The following is a 19,146-nucleotide window of genomic DNA, read 5'->3' as shown; positions in this document are numbered from 1 at the left end:
AGGTTAAATAATTGTTAAATACCAAATATAATGATATAATTAGTACATTCAGTATTTAGAAGATAGAGGTGGATATATGAAACAGAGAATTCTTGTCATAAAAGAAATATTTGGAGAAAGAAATGAGCTTGCATTTGTGCTCGTAGAACCATATATAAGAGAAAGACTAAGCGAAGGAAGTCTGGTGAATGTTCATGAGACCCATCATACGGTTCTTCGGAGCTTGCTGGAGGAAGAAGAAATTTTTCAAGAAGATATAACTCAGGAAGAAATAAATCTTATGTTTAATATAAATACCTATGACAAGGTAATATATGTCCCGCAAGATGCGCAAAAATCTACGGACATTTTGGTTTATGATCCTGATATGATAGATAAAAATATGATATTTTATCACATAGGAAATATGAATGTAGTGGAAGCTTATGACAATATAGAAATAAAAGGAGATCACCATACTGAAAATCCCGAGCATGAAAGTGATGTGCTAAGTGAGCTACCAGTTGATGAAGCGAGATTTTTCTGGCTCATGGTTTCGCTTATACCCTGGCTTATATTTTTACTTATGAATCTCCTGGGTTATGGAAATGTATCTGCACTGCCACTGGCAATAGCTATAATTTCACTCCTGCTTAAAAAGAAAGCCAAGAAAAAAAAGAGATACAGGGAGTTTTTTTCAGAATATACCAATGTTGGATTTTTTGTATTGCTTCTTGTTTTAAATTATCAAAATCCTTCATGGCTTTATAATATAGCTGTAATCATTACAATTATGGGGATGCTCATAATGCTTCTTATGAGTTTCATAAAAGATGAAGAATAATAGTGACTATATAAAGGTCGGGATTTAATCCCGATCTTTTGTTTTTGAGTCAAATTGAGAAATTTGAGAATTGTCAAAAAATTCTGTTGCATATTTGTGTAATTATGTATATAATAAGTAAAGATTAAATGCAATTATTTGTTTATTATCAAGCATCATTCAAAAAATTGAACAGGAGGTTTACTATGGAAAACAAACAAAGGGGTCAGTTTGGAAGCAGTTTTGGATTCATAATGGCTGCAGTAGGTTCGGCGGTAGGGCTTGGAAACCTATGGGGATTCCCCTACAAAATGGGTAAGGGTGGAGGATTTGCATTTTTATTTCTTTATCTGATATTCGTTGTAACGGTAGGATTTATAATAATGCTGGGAGAGCTTGCTATTGGTAGAAAGGCAAAGATGGACGCGGTGGGTTCATACAAGTCTATCGATAAAAAAGCAGGATTTGTCGGGGGGCTTGGAGTGTTTGCGGCCTTTGTCATCCTTTCGTTTTACTGTGTACTGGGAGGATGGGTACTTAAATATGCAATAACATTTATTGGAGAAATGTTTGGAGCTGGCTTTGGTGGAGTAGCGGGGGCTGATTATTTCGTCGCATTCATCACAGGTACTACTGAACCAATACTGTGGTTCGCACTCTTCCTTGGTATATCATGCTTTATAGTGCTGGCAGGAGTTGAAAAAGGTATCGAAAAATACAGCAAGATAATGATGCCGGCGCTCTTTGTCATGCTGATTGTAATAATAATAAGAAGTGTTACTCTTCCAGGAGCAGTTGAAGGACTTAAATTTATGTTCAAACCTGACTTTTCAGTATTCTCAAGTTTTGAGTCTACAGTTGCAGTAGCAGGAACGGCGCTTGCGCAGATGTTTTTCTCGCTTTCTCTTGGTATGGGAGCTATGCTTACTTATGGAAGTTATCTTGGAAAAGATGAAAACCTTCAAAAAAGTGCACTTATAATACCTATTCTGGATACTCTTATAGCTATACTTGCAGGATGCGCTATAATGCCTGCAGTATTCGCATTTGGCCTTGACCCTTCTGCAGGACCTGGACTTATGTTCATAACTCTTAAAGAAGTATTTGCATCAATGCCTATGGGAAGTTTCTTCGGATTCTTGTTCTTTGTACTTGTATTCTTTGCAGCTGTAACTTCATCTATATCACTTCTTGAGGTTATATGTGCATACTTTATAGACAGTAAGAAAATGAAAAGAAAAAATGTTACTATGATGGCGGGTCTTGCAGTATTTATACTTGGAATACCAGTTGCACTTAGCCAGGGAATGCTTTCTGGAGTAAGGCCTATAATGGGTATGGATATACTTGACTCTTTTGACTTTATCGCAGAATATACACTTATGCCTCTTGGCGCACTGTTCATGTGTTACTTCGTAGGCTGGAAGTGGGGAGCTAAGACTATTACTGATGAGGTAGCATCTTCTGGATATCCTTTCAAATTAAAGGGATACTTTAGCTTCATGATCAAATGGGTTACTCCATTACTGGTTGCTTTTGTTCTTTATTCTGCATGTATATCACCTATAGTTAAATATTTTGCAGGTGGTGGACAGTAAAAATAATAAATAAAAATAAATATGATATTAAAGCGGGCCACTCAAAAATGGTCCGTTTTTTTTATTGACCAGGGTCCTAATGTGTTCACAAAGCCGCTAATGTGTTGTATAATTAAATATCAGGGTATTTAAGGAGAGGGAGAAAAATATGAAGGCGACAAAGGTATTTACAATGATCGATGATATTGTAAAAAAGATAGAGAAATCAGATGATATAAAGAGTTCTGATGGAGAAAAAATGATTGTCCAGCTCAAGGAGCTGGGACATATATACAGGGATATTGAAATTCCAGAAGATAATATGGCTGTATATGATGCACTAAAGCAAAAAGGGGAGTGGCTCAAGAGTCAGTTCAGTGCAAAAAAATCAAGTGACAAGATAAATAAGGAAATAAACCACTATATAAGGCTGCTCAAAGCTTCTCTTGCTGATTTTAGAAAAGAGTCGGGAAAACTTATAGAGTTTCACCGTATGTTCGTCTTGCTATGCCTTTTATTTCTTACACTAGCACCTCGGCTATATGGTCCATTGATGTCAGCCATGCTTATTATACCAGTTTTTGGGGCACTTAGAGGCATAAGAGACAGGAGAAGAACAGGGATTTACCTTTCTGCAATTATAATTCCCCTGGCCCTGGTTACTGGTATAAACTGGGTAAAAGCTGGACCAGGCCTATTTTCAGTTCTTGGGGCTGTAGTTGCAGTTTTTGCCATATTTATGATTTATAAGATATATAAAATTAAGGATATGTTTGTCTAAAGGAGTAAAAGATGAAGAAAAAAGTTGTGCTTGGAATGAGTGGAGGTGTGGATTCTTCGGTAGCTGCACTCATACTCAAAGAACAGGGATATGATGTAGTAGGTATTTTTATGAAAAACTGGAATGAAGAAGATGAAACGGGAATATGTACTGCGACTGAAGATTATGAAGATGTTGCAAGAGTGGCGGCTCAGCTTGGAATTCCATATTATACAGTAAATTTTGAAAAGGAATACTGGGACAGGGTATTTAGTTATTTCCTTAAGGAATACAGAGCGGGAAGAACTCCAAACCCTGATGTAATGTGTAATCAGGAAATAAAATTTAATGCATTTTTAGATTATGCGCTCAAACTGGATGCAGATTATATAGCTATGGGCCACTATGCAAGAGTAGAGGAGAAATCGGGCAAGTTTTATCTTAAAAGAGGCGTGGATTCAAACAAAGATCAGACCTATTTTCTTGCAAGAATTGGACAAAAAGCGCTTGAAAAAGTCCTGTTTCCAATAGGAGATTTACCTAAATCTGAGGTAAGAAGAATAGCTGACGAACATGACCTTGCAACTGCAAAGAAAAAAGACTCTACAGGAGTTTGTTTTATAGGCGAGAGGGATTTTGACGAATTCCTGGATAAATACCTGCTTTCAAAGCCGGGAATTATAATGACGGTTGAAGGAAAAGAAATTGGAAAGCACGACGGACTTATACATTACACATATGGGCAAAGGCGTGGAATTGGGATTGGTGGAATCGGAAGTGGAGAGCCCTGGTTTGTGTGTGGAAAAAACCTTGAAAAAAATATATTGTATGTAGCTCAGGGAGAAAACCACAAATCACTCTTTACAAAGAGTCTTATTGCTGATGAGATGTTTTGGACTCTGGATGAACCCTCAATCATGCCACTTAAATGCACTGCCAAATTCAGATACAGACAAGAAGATATTCCAGTTACTGTATATGACATGGGAGAGAAGAAAATCAAGATAATATTTGATGAGCCTGTAAAGGCTATAACTCCAGGCCAGGTGGCTGTGCTTTATGACAATGATATATGTCTTGGAAGCGCTATTATAAACAGTGCAGAGCCAATAGAGCCAGAGTACAGATTTCTCTATGAGAGCAAGAAAAACAATTAAGACAAGTAAAGTGCTTGATATAAAAGACAGAGTGAGTCATTCGAAAGAAAAAGAACCGCTCTGTTTTTACATAAAAAAAGATAACAAGCTGGCGGGGAACCAGCTTGTCATTAAGGGGTTTTTTACTATATGTTCTGGTTGATTGTAAGGTATTTGGGAGAAAACCTTAAATCAATGTCTACAACTTCATTATAATGACAAAATAAAGAATACCTATAAAAAATATGTGTGAAATATGTAAAAAAATGTTACAGTTGTTTTTCAAAGTGAATTTTTGAAAAGGAAAGGGTCCATGAAAACTAAGACTATATACAAATGTATGAGCTGCATGAATGAAAGCAGCAAGTGGAGTGCAAAATGCCTGGAATGCGGTTCATTTGGGACTGTTGAAGAGATGACTGTTGCAAAAACTTCAAAAACCAAAGCAAATTCCATGCTGGCATCGGCATCAGCTGCTTCTGTAAATCCGCTTCTCAGGCTGAGGGATGTAAAAACCGGGAACAGTGACAGGATAGTCAGCTCCCTCAATGAATTTAACAGAGTTATGGGTGGGGGCATAGTTAAGGATTCAGTAAGCATAATAACTGCAAAACCTGGAGCTGGAAAATCTACGCTTCTGCTTCAGGTGGCAGATGACCTGGCTTCAAAGGGTTATAAAGTACTTTATGCTACGGGTGAAGAGAGTGAAAGTCAGATAAAAAGCAGGGCTGACAGGATACTTAAAAATATAAATCAAAATATATGGGTAGTCCCTGACAACAGCATGAATAATGTCCTGGGTCATATAGGGGCAGTAGATCCAGACCTCATAATAATAGACAGTATCCAGACTTTTACCCTCGAAGAACACTTTCCTTCCAGGGCGGGTTCGCCTACTCAGACTATGGAGTGTGCAAACGCCATGGTAAGGATTGCCAAAAATCCTTCGAGACCAAGGGCTGTAATACTTGTGGGCCAGATGAACAAGAACGAGGAGATGGCAGGGCTCAGATCGCTTGAGCATCTTGTGGACACTGTACTGGTTATTGAAGGAGAAAATGAAGAGCAGCTCAGAGAACTCCAGTCTACCAAAAATCGTTTTGGAGGCACCGGAGAAATGGGATTTTTTTCGATGACAGAAGAAGGGCTTGTGTCTATTGACAACCCATCTGAGTTTTTCATGACTATAAGATCTGAATCTGACCGTGTTTCGGGGTCTGCACTGACTGTAGTAAGGGAAGGAACAAGGCCCATAATACTTGAGATAGAAAGCCTGGTGTCGACTTCATTCATGCCATATCCTTCCAGAATTGGGGAAGGGCTCAGAAGGGATCATCTAAATATACTGGTGAGCATACTGGAACAGAGGGCCAAATTTAATCTCCTTAACAAAAACGTGGTTATAAAGACTACAGGCGGACTCAGGGTAAAGGAAAATGCTATAAACCTGGCTATACTAATGAGTATAGTTTCTTCTTTTTCTGAAAAGCCAGTGCCGGGAACCTATGTTTTTATTGCGGACGTGGGTCTTACTGGAGAACTTAAAAAGGTTCCTTCGACAGAGCAGAGGATAAGAGAACTTGACAGGATGGGTTTTGAGAGGGTTTATATAGCGCCGGGAACATTTTCGAGAAAAATTAAATTTGAGAATATAAGAGTGGTAGAGAAAAAGACCCTTATTGAAGTTATTTACGACGTATTTGGAAGTCTTGAGAGATTTAGTAAGTAGGGGGAGCTTTTAGTAAAGGGATTGGAAAGGAAGTTTTTATGAGTGCTAACAAAAGAAGGGCGGAGATACTTGAAATTCTTAATGGGAATCCGGTAAGTGCATCAACTCTGGCTGTTAGATTTGGAGTAAGCAGGCAGGTTATAGTTTCAGACATTGCTCTGCTCAGAGCATCGGGCCACCGCGTGATCTCTACTCCAAAAGGTTATGTAATAGACATCATGCAGGAAAAAAAAGAAGGAATACTAAAGGTCATTATGTGCAGGCATCTTAATGAAGGGCTTGAGGAGGAACTCTTTACAATTGTTGACAATGGGGCGACCGTTATTGATGTAATAGTTGAACACAGCGTATATGGGCAGATACAGCTAAATCTCAATCTTTCCTCAAGGTATGACTGCGAAGAATTTTTGAAAAACCTCAGGGAGAGCAATTCGTCTCCGCTTGCAGGGCTTACTGATGGAGTCCATTTTCATACTATACTATGTCCGGATGAAGAGTGCTATGAGAGAATAATTGCAGATCTGAAAAAACAAGGGATTTTAACGGAGGAAAAGATTTAGGCTTGACACGCCACTTCATAGGGAGTAATATGTATATGCAGGTGTAAAGACACCTGACATTACTTATTCGAGGAGACTTAATATGAGAACGGCTACAAGATCAAAAAGTACAGAAAGCGTAGTGTTGGCAGGACTTTTATGCGCTACTGGAATTATAATTCCTATGTTTATGCCCAAGGTGGTGCTGGAACCTGCATCATTTACCCTGGCCAGCCATGTGCCTGTCTATATTGCAATGTTTATATCGCCACTGGTAGCTTTTGCTGTGGCTATTGGGACTACCCTGGGATTTCTCATGAGTGGGCTCCCTATAATAATTGTAATGAGAGCCTTATCGCATGTGGTTTTTGCAACTGCAGGGGCGCTTTGGCTGACGAAATTCAATCTTAATTCTGTTTCAAAAGCAGCAACTTTTGCAGTAGTAACTTCTTTGCTTCATGCTTTTGCAGAGTTTGTGGTTGTGTCTACATTCTATTTTGGAGGCAATGTTTCGGAAAAATTTTATGAGAATGGATTCTTGAGATCTGTTATACTTCTTGTTTTTATAGGGACGTTTATACATAGTATGGTGGATTTCACTATAGCTTATGTGGTAGCAAAGCCTCTTTGTAAATCTGGTGTAAGGTTGAAAGCTTTTCAAGGTTAAAAACTGGTATATTAATTGAAAATATAAAAACAAGCATAAGTAAAAACCCACAAGGCTACGAATAACTTTTAGTTAGTAGTCTTGTGGGTTTTTAAAGATTGCTATAGGTTTGATTATATTATTTCAAGGAATCTCTGTATTTTACTATTGTAGCAAGATTTACATTTTCTATTTCTGAAAATGAAGAGGCTGCCTGGGATGGAGAGGAAAGGTTTTTGTCTGGTTTGTACCATGATTTTTCCATGAAATAGTCATAGTATTCTCCTCCAAAATCAAAGTGCCATCCTTTGCGTGCATACATTTCGTTTATTACAAATCTTATCTCAGCCTTGTCCATTCCTGAGAGGTCTTCTTCTGCAAGGTATTGCACATCTGAAGGAAGCAGATATTCTTCACCAGTGGTTTGCTCGGACTCGAGATCAGTCGCAGCATCTGGATCAGTCGCAGTATCTGGATCAGCCGCAGCATCTGGATCAGCCGCAGCATCTGGATCTGTCTGCGTATCATCTGGAAGTGGAACACCTATGCTTCCTCCTTGATCTTCTTGCGAAGACTGTGGTTTTTTTATGGAGTCCATAAGAGAATCAAACAGACCTGTCTTAAATGCCGCAAATATGGATACTGAGATAATTATTACAGCAAGCAGTGACAAAATAAGAGGCATAGGTGATTTTTTCTTTTTTCTCGATTTTGATTTTGCTTTCGATTTTGATGAGTTGTTTTTTTTCTGTGGTCGATCACCTTCTGATTGAGGAGGTCTCTTTTTGGGCTCTTCGGAATTTGAAAATTCGAGCTCTGTCACTCTTCCCCCTGATTTACTTACCTGATGCTTGCTTACGTATGAAGACGAGTTCGTTTTTCGAGAAGGATTTTCACTGCCAGAAGGTATCTTTGACTTTTCTGTCTCTGGAGGTTTTTTTTCTATTTGGGGTCTTACTCTTTTGTTGGCTGGTATGGTAGTGTAGACTGTAGTGTTATCAAAGTCGTCCTTTGGGCCATATATCTTCTTTTCTTCAGCTCTTACGGCTTCTTTGAGCTCAGACGGGACAATCAGAGGCTGGCCTATTGAATTAAGAAAATCTTCTTCAATAGATATTGACTTGTTGTCTTTTTGTTTTGGCGCTGATGGAGCTTTTGCAGCGGCATCTATGTATTCGCCTATAGTATCTTCTGCTTTGATGCTTAATCTCTCTTTTCTGGAAGCGAGAGCTGGGCTTTTGTTTTTTTCTATGTGGTAGGATTTTAAAGTGGCATATACCTCAGGATCTGTATGAAGCTCGAGCGTGGTTCTGTATTTTATGAAATTTTCGTCAAAAAGTTCGGTATTCCCGTCAACTTCGAATATGTCGAGCATAAAATTCACAATTGAGCCCGCATATATTTTATTGAGGGAAAGTTGTTTTCCTACATTGAGGACAGCTCCAAGAAGATCTTTATTGTTTTCGATTTCAGAGAGTGCCTGATCATATGCTTTATTTTTGTAATAGTATTCAATTTTTTCAAAATAAAAAGATGCTCTTTCCTTGGTAAAAAATGGATTTCTTTGCAAAATTTGACACCGCCCTCTAGTTTTATTATGTACGTTTTAATTATATCATAAATGAGTGAGAATTAAAGAAAAAAATATAAATATAATTTAAAAATATTTCGCAATATCAGTATTTATGTTAATATGTATAGGTGTATTTACACTTGGATGAAATTTTGTGTAAAGGAGAAAGTATGTCGGAGATAGTTAAGGTTGAAAATCTGATTTTTAGATATGATGATGAAATAATTACGAAAAATGCGGTAAATAATGTCTCGCTTAATATAGAAGAAGGGGAGTTTGTTGTGATTATAGGTCACAATGGCTCTGGTAAAAGTACGCTTGCAAAACACTTCAACGGAATATTTTACCCTACTGAGGGAAATGTATACATCAAGGGGATGAATACAAGAGATGATTCTCTTATCTGGGATATAAGGCAAAAAGCGGGAATGGTATTTCAAAATCCGGACAATCAGATAGTGGCTACTATTGTAGAAGAAGATGTTGCATTTGGTCCTGAGAATCTGGGTATAGAAAAATCCATAATAAGGCAGAGGGTGGATGAAGCGCTTGCACTTGTAAATATGACCGAATTTGCCAAGAAACAGCCACACAATCTTTCGGGAGGCCAAAAGCAAAGAGTTGCCATTGCAGGGATAATAGCAATGAGACCTGACTGCATAATATTTGATGAACCTACCGCTATGCTGGACCCAAGCGGAAGAAAAGAAGTTGTGGATACTGTTTTAAAGCTCAATAAAGAAGAAGGTAAGACAATTATTCATATAACTCACTTTATGGATGAGGCTATAAATGCAGACAGGGTCATAGTAATGGATGAGGGCACAATCACTATGCAGGGAAAACCCAGAGAGATATTTGCTCAGGTTGAAAAGCTAAATGCACTTGGCCTGGATGTACCGCAGATGACTGAACTGGCACATGAACTGGGCCTTGAAGGTATAAAGCTTAGAGAGGATATACTTACTGTAGAAGAAATGGTGGAAGAATTATGTCAATTATTATAAATAATCTGAGATACGTATACAACGAAGGTACTCCTTTTGAGAGTATAGCTATAGATGATGTAAGCATAGAGATAAAAGATGGAGATTTTGTGGGCCTCATAGGGCACACGGGCTCTGGAAAGAGTACTCTTATACAACATCTTAACGGACTGATAAAGCCCAGTGGGGGCACTATAAACATAAATGGTATGGATATAACAAAAAAAGGGATATCGCTTGTAGACGTAAGAAAAAAAGTAGGACTTGTGTTTCAGTATCCGGAGTATCAACTTTTTGAAGAGACTATCTATAAAGATATTGCATTTGGTCCTGAAAAACTGGGACTTAGCGAATCTGAAGTTGAAGAAAGAGTCATAGAAGCCATGAATATGGTGGGACTGGATTTTGAACGCTCAAAGGACAAGTCGCCTTTTGAACTTTCTGGAGGGCAAAAACGAAGAGTGGCAATAGCTGGGGTAATAGCTATGAAACCTGAGGTCTTGGTACTCGATGAACCTACAGCTGGACTTGATCCTCATGGAAGAGATGAAATACTGGACCAGATCAAGGAAATACATGCAAAAAACAAGACCACAGTAATACTTGTTTCACATTCCATGGAAGATGTGTCGAGGATGGCAGACACTCTGATTGTAATGAACAGGGGTAAAATAGAATTAACGGGAACACCCAAAGAGGTCTTCAGGCATGAAAAGAGACTTGATGAGATAGGCCTTGGCGTTCCTAAAGTTGTGACACTTATGAATGAACTCAGAAGCAGGGGTTATGATATTGAGCCTGATATAATAACCATGAAAGAGGCAAAGGAACAGATTTTGAGATTGATAAGGAGTAAAAATAATGCTTAAGGATATAACGCTTGGGCAATATTACCCAACAGATTCCAGAATACACAAGCTTGACCCAAGGGTAAAGATAATGTTTACATTTGTATTTATGGTAACTATATTTATGATAAACAAATTTTATCCATTTGTATTTATAGTGGCATTTCTTATGCTGCTGTCAAAAAGTTCCGCTGTACCTGGTAAGTTTCTTATAAAAGGGGTAAAGCCACTATGGCCTCTGCTTTTGATAACTTTTTTCATAAATGCACTTTTGACTCAGGGAGAAATTTTGTGGTCGATTGGATTTTTAAAGATTACTTATGAGGGGTTAAGGCTGGGAATGTTTATGATAATAAGACTGGTGCTTCTTATAGTTGGAACATCACTTCTTACGCTAACTACTTCTCCTATAGAATTGACTGATGGAATAGAAAAGCTCTTGAATCCCTTCAAAAAAATCGGGCTTCCGGCTCATGAAATCGCAATGATGATGACCATAGCACTAAGATTTATTCCTACTCTGCTTGAAGAAACAGACAAGATAATGAAGGCTCAGATGGCAAGGGGAGCTGATTTTGAGAGCAGAAATATTGTTGAAAGAGCAAAAAGCCTTGTTCCGCTCCTGGTTCCACTTTTCATAAGTGCATTTAGAAGAGCTGATGAACTCGCTATGGCTATGGAGTCCAGATGCTATAGAGGTGGAGAAGGCAAGACAAGGATGAATGAAATTTCAATGTCCAAGTCGGATTACGGAGCTTTTATATTAAGTACAGCTATAATGATAATGATAGCATGTACAAGATTTTTGAATTAACCAAATGCAAAAAAAAATAGTTCTGTTAATATTTGAAATAATTTGGTATAATCGTTTTATTAATAATATAATTAAGGTGGTATAAAAACGTGACTGAAAAAAGAAAAGCGATGCTGCAGATAGCGGCTATAGTAGCAGGATTTGTGCTGCTGGTTGTGGGAACTATATTTTACAAAAGTTTATGGCTCAAGATTCCTTTTGGAATAATGGCTATAGGTGTTGGTGTACTCCTTGTAAGGATGTATCTTTCTTATAAAAGGAAAAAATATGCAATTGAAGGCAAAGTACTTACAATTACGCCTCCAAAGAACAGATTCAAATTAGGAAAGTATACAGTTATAGTAAAGACTGGAAAATCCTCAAAGAAACTTTATTCATGGCAGAAACTGAACATGAAGATAGGTAATTCATATGCCATATATTATGAAGAAAAATCTAATCAGATAATAAAGTATGAAACTATGAAGATAAATATGGCGGCGAGACCAAAAGGTAATATACCTCCTCAGTTCAGATAAGAAACGGTGAAAAAATGTATAGACTTTTAGGAAATGATGTATTAGACACTGAAGAACTTTCAAAAGCTATTGAATCTTTGACCTTGCTCCGTGTGAGAGAAGATATAAGCAACGCAACAAAAAGAGATGATGCTGCAGCGCTTAGACTCGAGCTTGGCATAAGTATCCTGGGTTATGATGATTCGCTTGAGTACGAAGACGAAGAAGTCATGAATGAATTAATGGCCAAATCTGATGAGTATGTGAAAGCCCAACTCAAGGATGTTGTTTCGAAATTTGGGGAATATCTGGCTTATGACGCATATTCATACACTTTTGATGAGGTGTCAAAATCTACACTTATTGTTATGGCTGTAATGAGTACTCAAAATTCATACAGAAAAATGAGAGACGTAATAAAAAGACTGTTGACAGTATAAAAGAAAATATCGGCATAGTCGTGTAAAGCGGCTGTGCCATTTTTGATAAAATAGAGTGGATTTATGGAGGATTAAGATGTTTGTCTAATGTGAAAGGAGAATTTTATGGCTTTAGAAAACAAATTGGGCATTACTGAATCTGCAGAACTTGCACGTATTGAGGAAAAAATCAGCAAGAAAAAAGCTCTTGAACTGTTTGAAATGGGCTTTTTGGATACATTTGAAATTGGAACATTCAAGGGATTATCTCAAATTCATAAGTATCTATTTGATGAAATTTATGATTTTGCTGGAAAAATACGTAGTGTGAATATTGCAAAGGGTAGTTTTCGTTTCGCACCACTTATGTATCTTGAACCTGCGCTTGATAATATCGGAAAAATGCCACAATCGACATTTGGCGAAATCATAGAAAAATATGTTGAGATGAATGTGGCTCACCCATTTAGAGAAGGAAACGGTAGAAGCACAAGAATATGGCTTGACTCAATATTAAAAAAAGAATTGCAGAAAGTCATTGATTGGAACAATGTAGATAAAGAGGATTATCTGCTTGCAATGGAAAGGAGCCCCATTAAGGACGTTGAAATCAAGGCTCTTCTAAAATCAGCCCTTACTGATAAAATAAATGATCGTGAAGTTTATATGAAAGGTATTGACGCAAGCTATTATTATGAGGGATACAAGATATTTAAGACGGAAAATATCAAAAATGAAAAGTGATTTGGATAATTCTGGGGGATTTTGCTGCCTGCCTTTTGTTGTAACATTAAAGAGAAGAAGGTGGCTTAGCTAAGAAAAAGAGATGTCAATCTGGCAACTCTTTTTTTAATGAACAAAAATCTTTATAAATGACGATGATCGCACTGTTAATTTGACTAATAATGAACCAGAGCTTAGTTTTAATGTCACAAATCAAAGCGGTTCAAATATGATATTTTCTATTGAAAAATGCGAAGAATTATGATATCTTATATGAAACAGGATATTATAATGCTTGACGCAATATTCGGATTAAACTGTTAATTGCGAGAAAAGTGCTAAAATTATGCATGGGAGGAGATTTATAATGAAAAGAAAACTAAAATCAGGATTTGCTTTACTTACAGTTCTAGTAATGGGGATGTCACTTGCAGGATGTGGTGGTTCTGGAGATACTACAGCTGCTACAGATGGAGAGCTGACTAACAACGGTAACTACATTTTTGCTACAGGTGGAACATCTGGTACTTATTACCCGCTTGGTGGGGCTATGGCAACTATAATAAACGGCGCGGTTGAGGGAACTAACATAACTGTTCAGTCAACAGGAGCATCAAAAGAAAACATAATGCTTGTTTCAAAGGGTGAAGCGGACTATGCAATAGTTCAAAATGACGTACTTGACTATGCTGACAAAGGGGTACAGCTTTTTGAAGGAGAACCTATAACGGGAGTAAGTACTGTTGCATCAATATACCCTGAGATAGTACAGCTTGTTGTTGGAGCAGACAGTGGAATAAATACAGTAGCAGATCTTAAGGGTAAGAGAGTATCCATAGGTGATGCAGGTTCAGGAGTTGAGGCAAATGCACTTCAGGTTCTTGAGGCATATGGAATGAGCGTGGATGATATAAAGGTAAGCCGTCTTTCATTCAAAGAGAGTGGAAACGCATTTAAAGACAATCAGCTTGATGCATTTTTTGTAACAGCTGGAGTTCCAAATACTGCTATTGTTGAGCTTGCGGTTACAAGACCAATACAGCTTCTTAATATAGATGGAGCAGAGGCTGACAAACTTGTAGCTGATTATCCATTCTACACAACTATAACAATTCCTAAAGATGTTTATGGAACGGCTGAAGATATAAATACAATAGCGGTAAGGGCTATAATAATATCCAGAGCAGATCTTAATGAAACGGAAGTTTACAACTTTACAAAAGCACTATATGAAAATCTTGATACACTTGGACAGTCACATGCAAAAGGTAAAGAAATTCTTCTTGAACAAGCAACAGACGGAGTAACTGTAGCATTACATCCGGGTGCAGCAAAATACTATTCTGAGGTTGGAGTAGGGTAATGAAATATAATATACAGATGGGGCTCAGGGCCCTGTCTGTTTTATTGATTATCATGATGCTTCTTTTTATACCAGCTACAAAAAGAGTAAATCTCAGGACATCGCAAGGTAGTCTCATAGGGAGTTTCAGTCTTGGAAATGGCGAATATTTTGATATTGTATTCAGGCACTCAGTAAACAAAGGACTTATAAGAGAACGATATTATATGGATATGAAAACACAAAAAATCAATCTGACAAGTGGGTGGTTTGAAAACTACGGTGCAGGGATGATGGATACTATAGATGAAAATATGAAAATGACAGAAGATGGAGATATGCTGAGGATAGATTTTGCGCAAAACTGGATGCAAAGCGTAAACTATGCATCTGCAGGCATAGCCAACCATGTTTTCATATATGGAGACAACAGGGTAAAACTATATGATTTGCAGCCTTATAAGACTATAAATATAAGGATTGAAAGAACATCTTACTATGAAATTATAAAGACATAAAAGAAAGGAAGTGCAAATTTGAAATTTGGAAGAAAAAAAGACGGGGAAAATCTGACTGGCAGTTCTCAGGTTGAAGAGGGCTTGGTCCAAGATGATGAGGTTATAGACAAAGATGAGCTTCTAGCGAAACTGGATAAGGAATCGGCATACAGAAAACTCGATGGAATCTGGAAAAAAATCACTACGGTAATGCTGTTTTGCTTTACAGCTTTTCAGTTATACACCGCACTTATGGGAACTTTTCCGGCTCAGCTTCAAAGAATGATACACCTTGGTTTTGTAATAACTCTGGCATATCTGCTTTATCCTGCTACCTCAAAAGGAAGCAGAAAGAAAATTGCTTTTTTGGATTATATATTTTCGGGGGCATTTTTCTGTATAGTCGCTTACTACATAATGAATTATGAAGCGATAATAGGGAGGTCGGGATCATATAATCAAGTTGACGTAATAGTTGGTGTAATTGGAACCATACTTGTTATGGAGGCCTGCCGAAGAGTTGTCGGATGGCCTATAGTTATAATAGCAATGGTTTTTATTTCCTACGCATATTTTGGAAGAAATATACCTGGATTTTTTAACCATAGAGGTTACAGCCTTGAGCGTATAGCGACTCATCTCTTCTATACTACTGAGGGAATAATAGGACTGCCGCTTGGAACTTGTGCTACCTATATATTCCTGTTCATACTTTTTGGGGCATTCCTTGAGAAGACCGGAATTGGACAGTTCTTTATAGATGTTGCCAACTCGGTAGCCGGTTTTGCTGCGGGAGGACCTGCAAAAGTTGCGGTACTTACTTCAGCGCTTCAAGGTACCATATCAGGATCATCGGTTTCCAATACGGTATCTACAGGATCTTTTACAATACCACTCATGAAATCACTTGGATACAAGCCTGAATTTGCTGCAGCGGTTGAAGCAGCTGCATCTACAGGGGGACAGATAATGCCTCCTATTATGGGAGCGGCAGCCTTTCTTATAGCTGAGGCTGTTGGAGTTCCATATCTGGAAGTTGCCAAGGCAGCTATAATTCCAGCTCTGCTTTATTTTACTGGAATATGGATGATGATACATCTGGAAGCAAAAAAAATTGGACTTGTAGGAATTCCAAAAGACCAACTTCCAAAAGTTGGCCCTATTTTGAAAGAAAGAGGACATCTTATACTTCCGATAGTTGTGATAATAGTGCTTCTTGCTATGGACAGATCGCCTATATATGCTGCAACCAGAGGTATTTTGGCAGCTGTTATAGCGCCTTATCTTAGAAAGAGTACTTACGTTCCACTTAGAGATCTTTTTGATGCTCTCATAAATGGAGCAAGAAATATAATAAGTGTTGCATGTGCCTGCGGGGTTGCAGGTATAATAGTTGGGATAGTAACCCTTACAGGGCTTGGACTAAAACTTGGTGGAGGCCTGATTTCGGCGGCGGGTGGAATGGTTTCACTTACGCTTTTCTTTACCATGATAACATCTCTTGTGCTTGGAATGGGAGTGCCAACAACTGCTAACTACCTTATAACATCGACTATAGCAGCGCCAATAGTAATGCAGCTTGGAGTACCTCCTCTGGCAGCCCACTTATTTACATTCTACTTTGGAATACTTGCTGACATAACTCCTCCTGTTGCACTTGCAGCATATGCGGGATCAGCTATAGCAAAAGGAAACCCCTTTAAGACCGGGGTCCAGGCTACAAAACTCGCCATTGCGGCCTTTATAATACCTTATATATTTGTAATGAATCCGGCACTGATACTAATAGATACCAATTTCATTGAAGTAATTAGAATAACGGCTACTTCACTGGTGGGCATGTTTGGTATAAGCGCAGGGATGACGGGCTGGGTATATGGCAAGGCAAGTAAGTTGGAGCGCCTGCTTCTTATAGCTGCAGGACTCATGCTAATAAATCCTACCGTGATGACAGATATCATCGGGACGGGTGGTATAGCACTTATGATAGCTTATCAACATATAAAATACAAAAAGATAAAACCTGCTAAAGTAGCATAGATTTTTTCAGCGGCACCATAATGGTGCCGCTTTTTTGTAGTGGAAGTGTAACCACTATGTAATTGTAATAACTTGTTAATAGGGTATAATTTAGAAAGGGGAGAAATTTGAATGATTTAGATTTAGGTGAGGAGTAATATGAAAAAATTAACTTTAAAAAACAAGTTTAGAAAAATAATTGTAACATCGCTAATTGCGGTTCAGTGCTTTTCGAGTTTCAGTTATGCAGAAATGATATATGAAAATTCGTATCAAATAACTGTGAGTGATGGAATAATACACAAAAATATAGTTCAGACATATGAAAATGGAGTACAATCTATAAATCTCATAATTGCGGATATGTCAAAACGAGGAGTGGATTTAGAGATCTTGTATAATGATGTGTCGGGATTTATGAACAGAGAGACTCTCAGCAAACTGACGGCGCAAAAGCCAAACACTGTCGCATCAGTAAATGCAGATTTTTTCTCCATGTCCAGCCCAAGTTATTCTATGGGACCTATGGTGGATGGCGGGAAAATAATATCTTCGCCTTATTATGACAACGGCAAGATGGCAAGTTTTGTGATGGATGAAAATCAGCAGGTCTTTATCGATTATCTTAGATCTGGGGTAGTAATCAAAAATGAAACGACTGGTACGAGCTCAACTGGTTACAGCATAAACAAACATTCTGGCACTTATGCTTCCCCGGTCATAATAACTAGTGAGTACAGGAAGGTTTCGCCTGGGCAGTCATCTGTAACTGGGGCGGTATTGAGAGAAATAGTGGTTGAGAACGATACTGTAAAAGAGGTCAGAACCAGTAAAGCTGGTACAAATGTTCCAAAAAATGGATATGTAATCTCAGCAAGCGGGGCAAGGGGGGACCTTTTGGCTTCGTCATTTTCAGCAGGTGACAGTGTGCAAATGAGTACTTCTATGAAAGACAGCTATCCCGATATGAAAGAGGCTGTGGGTGGAGGAACTATGATACTTAAAGGGGGTATGCTTTCTCAGATAACCCATAAAATTTCAGGAAGGTCGCAAAGAACTGCCATAGGAATAACTTTTGACAATAAGATTGTATTAATGACTGTAGATGGAAGGAAAAGTCCATATATAGGTATGACAGAGACAGAAGTTGCTGACTTTTTGAGAACACAAAATGTCAAAGACGCCATGATGTTTGATGGCGGGGGATCAACGGAAATGATAGTAAATGGGAAAATAAGTAATGACCTGGCGGCTGAAAGAAAGATTGTAAGTGGAGTAGCGCTTGTTAATAATAATTCGAGAGGATATTTAAGCAAGCTTGAAGCGGTACTTGAAACTAAGAATATAGTTCAGGGAGACAGAGTAAAATTATCTGTTCAAGGCTTTGACTCAGGCATGAATCCTGTTTCAACAACTGGAATTACTGTTGCTGGAAGTGGCCTTAGTGTAGACTATAAAAATGGCTATGTAACGTTTTTGTCTGGAGGAAATGGAAGTATCACTGTCAGATCAGGCAGCGCGAGCTCGGTAATGCAATTAAGTGTAGCATCTGTAAATCCAAAGGATTCAAAGAGGACTGACTCTATGGCAAATTACGATACTGTGATAGTTCCAGATGCGCTCAAAGACAAGAAGGATGTATTTTCTCAGGCGATAAATGGCTTGCTTGTTGACAAAATTAATAATAATTCAAATCTGGCTGTAAACTATTTTAACAAAAATCAGGAGCTGAGCGATGCAATCAAGATATCCAAAGAGTCTGTATACAAGGGGGCGCAGTTTGCAGAAAAAGATTCTGTAAGGTATGTGGGCCTGGATACAAATTCGGGAATAAGTGGTACTAGTGGTCAGTGGAAGGCGATTAAAGATGGACTTTCGTCTTCTAATAAAAATATAGTTATAATGATGAATACTTCTATGAATCTTTCGGTATCTGAAAAGACGGTTCTGAGAAATCTTTTGCAGGATGCGTCTGCTTCAAAAAACATATTTGTTATAAGTAAGGGAGCCGAGTATTCGTCTTATTCTGAAGGAAATGTCAGCTATATAACACTCAGAGATTTTTCTAATGTAAAAGCAGGCAAGGAAGAAGATTACAGATTTTTGACATTCAAGAAAACTGATAAGGGCCTTGTTTACGGCTTTCAGAGTTTACTGCAATAAAAAATAATATGTATTTTGGAAAAAGTGGTTGACATGCGCTATGAGATATATTAAAATGAAGCAAATGAATATTCTT

18 protein-coding genes are annotated in these 19,146 nt (G+C 38.0%); 17 read left to right on the top strand and 1 reads right to left on the bottom strand.

What is annotated here, in order from left to right:
• Positions 1 to 76 precede the first annotated feature (76 nt).
• From G558_RS0103370 to G558_RS0103335, 7 genes are all read left to right on the top strand, one after another.
• A complete protein-coding gene (locus G558_RS0103370) occupies positions 77 to 823 on the top strand; it encodes a hypothetical protein (RefSeq protein ID WP_028828911.1) in 747 nt (248 codons plus the stop codon).
• A gap of 185 nt (positions 824 to 1,008) precedes the next feature.
• Positions 1,009 to 2,400, top strand: coding sequence for a sodium-dependent transporter (locus G558_RS0103365; RefSeq protein WP_028828910.1), 1,392 nt, complete (start codon positions 1,009 to 1,011; stop codon positions 2,398 to 2,400).
• A 148-nt stretch (positions 2,401 to 2,548) separates the two neighbouring features.
• Positions 2,549 to 3,160 carry a hypothetical protein gene (locus G558_RS0103360; RefSeq protein WP_028828909.1) on the top strand — a complete coding sequence of 204 codons (612 nt, stop codon included), beginning with the start codon at positions 2,549 to 2,551 and terminating at the stop codon, positions 3,158 to 3,160.
• A gap of 11 nt (positions 3,161 to 3,171) precedes the next feature.
• Entirely contained in the window at positions 3,172 to 4,296 is a 1,125-nt protein-coding gene (gene mnmA, locus G558_RS0103355) for a tRNA 2-thiouridine(34) synthase MnmA (RefSeq protein ID WP_028828908.1), read from the top strand.
• A 292-nt stretch (positions 4,297 to 4,588) separates the two neighbouring features.
• Positions 4,589 to 6,004, top strand: a complete 1,416-nt coding sequence (gene radA, locus G558_RS0103345; RefSeq protein WP_028828907.1) for a DNA repair protein RadA — start codon at positions 4,589 to 4,591, stop codon at positions 6,002 to 6,004.
• Positions 6,005 to 6,042: 38 nt separating this feature from the next.
• Complete coding sequence (locus tag G558_RS0103340; RefSeq protein ID WP_028828906.1) at positions 6,043 to 6,564, top strand: transcription repressor NadR; 522 nt, start codon at positions 6,043 to 6,045, stop codon at positions 6,562 to 6,564.
• Between the two features lie 82 nt (positions 6,565 to 6,646).
• Positions 6,647 to 7,210, top strand: coding sequence for a hypothetical protein (locus G558_RS0103335; protein ID WP_036931504.1), 564 nt, complete (start codon positions 6,647 to 6,649; stop codon positions 7,208 to 7,210).
• A gap of 118 nt (positions 7,211 to 7,328) precedes the next feature.
• On the opposite strand, the gene G558_RS0103330 is transcribed toward G558_RS0103335, so the two are convergent.
• Positions 7,329 to 8,759 (bottom strand): YARHG domain-containing protein, encoded by a 1,431-nt coding sequence (locus tag G558_RS0103330; protein ID WP_028828904.1) that lies wholly within the window; start codon positions 8,757 to 8,759, stop codon positions 7,329 to 7,331.
• 173 nt (positions 8,760 to 8,932) lie between these two features.
• On the opposite strand from G558_RS0103330, the gene G558_RS0103325 reads away from it, so the two are divergent.
• The 10 genes from G558_RS0103325 (at position 8,933) to G558_RS0103280 (ending at position 19,070) form a co-directional block, all read left to right on the top strand.
• Positions 8,933 to 9,769, top strand: a complete 837-nt coding sequence (locus tag G558_RS0103325) for an energy-coupling factor transporter ATPase (protein WP_028828903.1) — start codon at positions 8,933 to 8,935, stop codon at positions 9,767 to 9,769.
• On the top strand, positions 9,754 to 10,617 hold the full coding sequence (locus G558_RS0103320; protein WP_028828902.1) for an energy-coupling factor transporter ATPase: 864 nt from the start codon (positions 9,754 to 9,756) through the stop codon (positions 10,615 to 10,617). The genes G558_RS0103325 and G558_RS0103320 overlap by 16 nt, the downstream gene beginning before the upstream one ends.
• Entirely contained in the window at positions 10,610 to 11,410 is an 801-nt protein-coding gene (locus G558_RS0103315) for an energy-coupling factor transporter transmembrane component T family protein (RefSeq protein ID WP_028828901.1), read from the top strand. Before G558_RS0103320 ends, G558_RS0103315 begins: the two co-directional genes overlap by 8 nt.
• An 89-nt stretch (positions 11,411 to 11,499) precedes the next feature.
• A complete protein-coding gene (locus tag G558_RS12240; protein WP_051188430.1) occupies positions 11,500 to 11,928 on the top strand; it encodes a hypothetical protein in 429 nt (142 codons plus the stop codon).
• A 14-nt stretch (positions 11,929 to 11,942) separates the two neighbouring features.
• Entirely contained in the window at positions 11,943 to 12,347 is a 405-nt protein-coding gene (locus G558_RS0103305) for a hypothetical protein (RefSeq protein ID WP_028828900.1), read from the top strand.
• Positions 12,348 to 12,452: 105 nt separating this feature from the next.
• A complete protein-coding gene (gene fic, locus G558_RS0103300) occupies positions 12,453 to 13,070 on the top strand; it encodes a protein adenylyltransferase Fic (RefSeq protein WP_028828899.1) in 618 nt (205 codons plus the stop codon).
• A 346-nt stretch (positions 13,071 to 13,416) separates the two neighbouring features.
• Positions 13,417 to 14,412 carry a TAXI family TRAP transporter solute-binding subunit gene (locus G558_RS0103295; RefSeq protein WP_028828898.1) on the top strand — a complete coding sequence of 332 codons (996 nt, stop codon included), beginning with the start codon at positions 13,417 to 13,419 and terminating at the stop codon, positions 14,410 to 14,412.
• Complete coding sequence (locus tag G558_RS0103290; protein WP_028828897.1) at positions 14,412 to 14,909, top strand: DUF1850 domain-containing protein; 498 nt, start codon at positions 14,412 to 14,414, stop codon at positions 14,907 to 14,909. The genes G558_RS0103295 and G558_RS0103290 overlap by 1 nt, the downstream gene beginning before the upstream one ends.
• Positions 14,910 to 14,927: 18 nt before the next feature.
• Entirely contained in the window at positions 14,928 to 16,928 is a 2,001-nt protein-coding gene (locus tag G558_RS0103285) for a TRAP transporter permease (protein ID WP_156888495.1), read from the top strand.
• Between the two features lie 138 nt (positions 16,929 to 17,066).
• Positions 17,067 to 19,070, top strand: coding sequence for a phosphodiester glycosidase family protein (locus tag G558_RS0103280; protein WP_028828895.1), 2,004 nt, complete (start codon positions 17,067 to 17,069; stop codon positions 19,068 to 19,070).
• Positions 19,071 to 19,146: the final 76 nt, after the last annotated feature.

Origin of the sequence: Proteocatella sphenisci DSM 23131 (assembly GCF_000423525.1) — a bacterium.
GTDB lineage: Bacteria > Bacillota > Clostridia > Peptostreptococcales > Filifactoraceae > Proteocatella > Proteocatella sphenisci.
The sequence above is the reverse complement of the archived record's forward strand: the minus strand, read 5'-3'. Positions and strand labels throughout refer to the sequence as shown.